The organism is Ralstonia sp. ASV6, from assembly GCF_016429285.1.
Classification (GTDB): domain Bacteria; phylum Pseudomonadota; class Gammaproteobacteria; order Burkholderiales; family Burkholderiaceae; genus Ralstonia; species Ralstonia flaminis.
This window is the reverse complement of record NZ_JAELUI010000253.1, coordinates 1-4,080: the sequence shown is the minus strand read 5'-3', so window position 1 is coordinate 4,080 and position 4,080 is coordinate 1. Positions and strand designations below refer to the sequence as shown.

General features: G+C 63.4%; 5 protein-coding genes. 4 read left to right on the top strand and 1 reads right to left on the bottom strand.

The genetic code is table 11. From position 1 onward, the window contains the following. Positions 1–733 (top strand): alkene reductase (locus tag JHD73_RS26860; RefSeq protein WP_199033189.1); only part of this gene is annotated, 733 nt, incomplete at its 5' end. 78 nt (positions 734–811) lie between these two features. On the opposite strand, the gene JHD73_RS26855 is transcribed toward JHD73_RS26860, so the two are convergent. Next, the gene (locus tag JHD73_RS26855; RefSeq protein WP_199033188.1) at positions 812–1,786 is read right to left on the bottom strand and encodes an NADPH:quinone oxidoreductase family protein; all 975 of its coding nucleotides are present in this window, start codon (positions 1,784–1,786) and stop codon (positions 812–814) included. A 223-nt stretch (positions 1,787–2,009) separates the two neighbouring features. Between JHD73_RS26855 and surE the strand changes: the two genes are divergently transcribed. The 3 genes from surE to JHD73_RS26840 form a co-directional block, all read left to right on the top strand. Beyond that, positions 2,010–2,765, top strand: a complete 756-nt coding sequence (gene surE, locus JHD73_RS26850; RefSeq protein ID WP_199033190.1) for a 5'/3'-nucleotidase SurE — start codon at positions 2,010–2,012, stop codon at positions 2,763–2,765. Positions 2,766–2,780: 15 nt separating this feature from the next. After that, the gene (locus tag JHD73_RS26845; RefSeq protein WP_199033187.1) at positions 2,781–3,737 is read left to right on the top strand and encodes a protein-L-isoaspartate(D-aspartate) O-methyltransferase; all 957 of its coding nucleotides are present in this window, start codon (positions 2,781–2,783) and stop codon (positions 3,735–3,737) included. A gap of 1 nt (position 3,738) precedes the next feature. Next, a partial coding sequence (locus tag JHD73_RS26840) for a LysM domain-containing protein (RefSeq protein WP_199033186.1) occupies positions 3,739–4,080 on the top strand: 342 nt, incomplete at its 3' end.

Genomic DNA, 4,080 nt, shown 5'->3' with positions numbered 1-4,080 from the left:
CGTCGCCAAGGGTGCGCAGAGCTTTGTCGTGCACCCTGACGGCACGCCGGGCAACGAGCCCACCAGTGAGCCGCGCGCGCTGGCCACGGAGGAAATCCCGGGCATCATTGCGCAGTACCGTCAGGCCGTGCTGCGTGCACGGCGTGCTGGCTTCGATTTTGTCGAGATCCATGCCGCCAACGGTTACCTGCTGCACCAGTTCCTTTCCACCAATAGCAATCAACGTACTGACCAGTACGGCGGCTCGCTGGAAAACCGTGCGCGCCTGATTCTGGAAGTCGTCGACACGGCCATTGCAGAAATCGGCGCGGATCGCGTTGGCATTCGCTTGTCGCCGCATTTTGTTGCCCACGACATCGCAGATGCCGAAGCCGAAGCCAGCGCGCTGTATCTTGCGCGTGAACTGACCAAGCGCGGCATCGCCTATCTGCACATCGCCGAGCCGGATTGGGCGGGTGGTCCTGAGTTGTCCGGCGAGTTCCGCCGCCAACTGCGCGATGCCTTCAAGGGTACGCTGATCGTCTGTGGCCAATACAGCGCGGAAGAGGGCGAGCAGATGGTGGCGTCGGGTCTGGCCGATGCCGTGGCCTTTGGTCGTCCGTTCATCGCCAACCCGGATCTGGTGGCGCGCTTCCGCGCCGGCGCGGTGCTCAACAAGCCGGATCGCACGACCTACTATGGCGGTCAGGAAAAGGGCTACACCGACTATCCGACGCTGGAAGAAGCGGCCTGATCGGTACGCGCCCTCCCAACAAAAAGCCGCGCTGGCAATTGCCTAGCGCGGCTTTTTTGTTTGGCGTGCGGGTAACGTTCAGGGTTGAATCACCACCTTGCCCGTCACCTTGCGTGCCGCCATGTCGAGCAGCGCTTGCGTGGTTTGCTCCAGCGGGTAGCGCGCTGAAATATGCGGACGAATCTTGCCTTCTTTCATCCAGCCAATCATCTGCATCATGTTGGCGAGATTGGCCTTCGGCTCGCGGCGCGCGAACTCACCCCAGAACACGCCCACCAACGACGCACCCTTGAGCAGTGCCAGGTTCAGCGGCATCTTGGGGATTTCGCCGTTGGCAAAGCCCACCACCAGATAGCGGCCACGCCAGGCGATCGAACGGAACGCCGGCTCTGCATAAATGCCGCCGACCGGGTCATAGATCACGTCTGGGCCCTTGCCGTCGGTCAGTTCTTTGATGCGCTCGCGCAGGTCTTCGGCCGAGTAGTTGATCAGCGCATCGGCGCCGTGCTCCTTGCAGACGGCGAGCTTTTCATCGCTTGACGCGGCGGCAATCACGCGCGCGCCGATTGCCTTGCCGATTTCGATGGCTGCCAGTCCCACGCCACCCGCCGCACCCAGCACCAGCATCGTTTCACCGGCCTTCAGTTGGCCGCGATCGACCACCGCGTGGTGCGAGGTGCCGTAGGTGAGGGTGAATGCTGCCGCCGTATCAAACGCCATGCCCGGCGGCATCGGCATCACCACCTTGGCCGATGCCTTCACCTGCGAGGCAAACGCGCCCTGACCAAGGAACGCGATCACATGGTCGCCCGCTTTCACGTGCGACACACCTTCGCCCACTGCGTTGACCACGCCCGCCACTTCCGAGCCCGGCGTGAAAGGCAACTCCGGCTTGAACTGGTATTTGTTCTGGATGATCAGCACGTCGGGAAAATTCACCCCCGCGGCCTTTACGTCGATGACGACTTCGCCGGCGCCCGGCGAGAGGTCCGGCAGCGTTTCAATCACCAGCGATTCGGGCGGGCCCCAGGTCTTGCAGACGACGGCTTTCATGGTGTGTCTCCTGATCGGTCTTGCGTTGGATGGTTCGCGTGTCTCGCATGCTTTGTGTGCGATCTCGTCTGGCAGTTTAACCGAATAAAAGCACGGTCGTTCGATTCGATCGCGAGACGCTCATCGAGCAATCGGTTGGCCGATATATTGATCGGTTTTTATAGGCGTGCACCAGGTGCGCGTGAGCACGATTCGTGCGCATTGCTCGGTTACAATCCGCGCCATGCATATTCTTATCGCCAACGACGACGGATACCTCGCGCCGGGTCTCGCCGCGCTGCACCGTGCGCTCAGTCCCCTGGGCCGCGTAACTGTGGTGGCGCCGGAGCAGAACCACAGCGGTGCATCCAACTCGCTCACGCTCCAGCGTCCGCTGTCGGTGTTTGAAGCAACGGACGGTTCCCAGAAGGGGTTCCGCTTCGTCAACGGCACCCCGACGGACTGCGTCCATATCGCCCTGACCGGCATGATTGAGGAGAAGCCCGACCTGGTCGTCTCCGGTATCAACCAGGGGCAGAACATGGGCGAGGACGTGCTGTATTCCGGCACCGTTGCTGCCGCTATCGAGGGCTATCTGTTCGGCATTCCGTCGATTGCGTTTTCGCAGGTTGATAAGGGCTGGACGCACCTGGATGCTGCAGAGCGCGTCGTCCGCGAGGTGGTCGAGCGCTACCTGTCCGATCCGCTCGAGGGGCAGATGCTCCTCAATGTGAACATTCCGAATCTGCCGTACAGCGAACTCGGTGGCTGGCGTGCCACACGCCTGGGCAAGCGGCACCAGTCGCAACCGGTGATCCGCCAAGCTAACCCGCGCGGCGAACCGATTTTCTGGGTCGGCGCCGCCGGCGATGCCAAGGACGCCAGCGAAGGCACCGATTTCCATGCAGTCGCGCACGGCTTTGTTTCGTTGACGCCGCTGCAGCTCGATCTGACCGACACGGCGCAACTGCGCACCGTGCGCCGCTGGCAGACGCCATGATCGCCACGGTGGCCCATGTCTGAACATTCGCGCGGCCGGCGCTTTCCTCTGACGCTTGACGCGGTGGTCGAGCGCAAGCCCGTGGAGCGCCAGCGCGAGACGCGCATCTCGTCCGGTGTGAGCGCCGTCTCCCGCCCGACACCGGCGCGCGCGGCGTCGGTCGAGCGCGTGCAGCCAGCGTCGGCGCCAGCTCCCGCTCCGCAGCGGGTAGCGGGCGTTGATGCTGCGGTCGGTGCCATTGCGGCGAGTGCCGTACAGGCGCGCACGGCCGCTGCGCATGCGGCGGCAGGTGGTATGGCATCGGATCGCGCACGCCAGGCATTGGTTGACCGCGTGCAAGCCGCGGGCGTGAGCGACAAGCGCGTGCTGGCTGCGATTGGCACGGTGCCACGCCATCTGTTCGTTGATGCTGGCCTGGCCTCGCAGGCCTATGAAGATTCGGCGCTGCCAATTGGTCATCAGCAAACGATCTCGAAGCCTTCGGTGGTCGGCCGGATGATCGATTTGCTGCTGCGTGAGCGTCCCGCGCGTGCGCAAAGCTTGCCGCTTGCGCGCGTGCTCGAAATTGGAACTGGCTGCGGCTACCAGGCCGCTGTGCTGTCGCAAGTGGCCGACGAGGTGTATTCGATCGAACGCATCCGTCCGCTGCATGAGAAAGCCAAAGCGAACTTGCGGCCACTCCGCGTGCCAAACATCCGGCTGCACTACGGTGACGGCATGCTGGGGTTGCCGAAGGCGGCGCCGTTCGACGCCATCATCCTGGCCGCTGCCGGGATGGAGGTGCCGCAGGCGCTGCTCGATCAGCTTGCCGTTGGCGGGCGCCTGATCGCCCCGGTGGCGATGGACCGCAATAGCAGTGGCTCGGGCCCCGCGCAGCAGTTGGTGCTGATCGAGCGCCGCAGCCGCTTCCAGTTTCACAGTACCGCGCTTGAAGGCGTTTTCTTTGTCCCTTTAAAATCAGGAACTGTTTAGCATGTTCATTTCCCGGAGTTCCATGAACCCTCCAAGCCCCGCACGCACCGGCCGGCTTGCCGTGGCGATGGTGTCGGCCGCATTGCTGGCGGCTTGCGCATCCTCCGGCAACCAGGCACCCGTTCTCGACCGCACCTCGCGTGCCGGTACCACGTCCACTGCCTCGCAAGAGCCGCCGCCCCCTGGCTACTATCGAGTCAAACGCGGCGATACGCTGTATAGCATCGCTCTGCGCAACGGCCAGGCGCCGCGTGATCTCGTGGCGTGGAATAACATCCCCAATGCGAATCAGATCGAAGTCGATCAATTGATACGCGTCGTACCGCCGAACGCGGATGTCAGC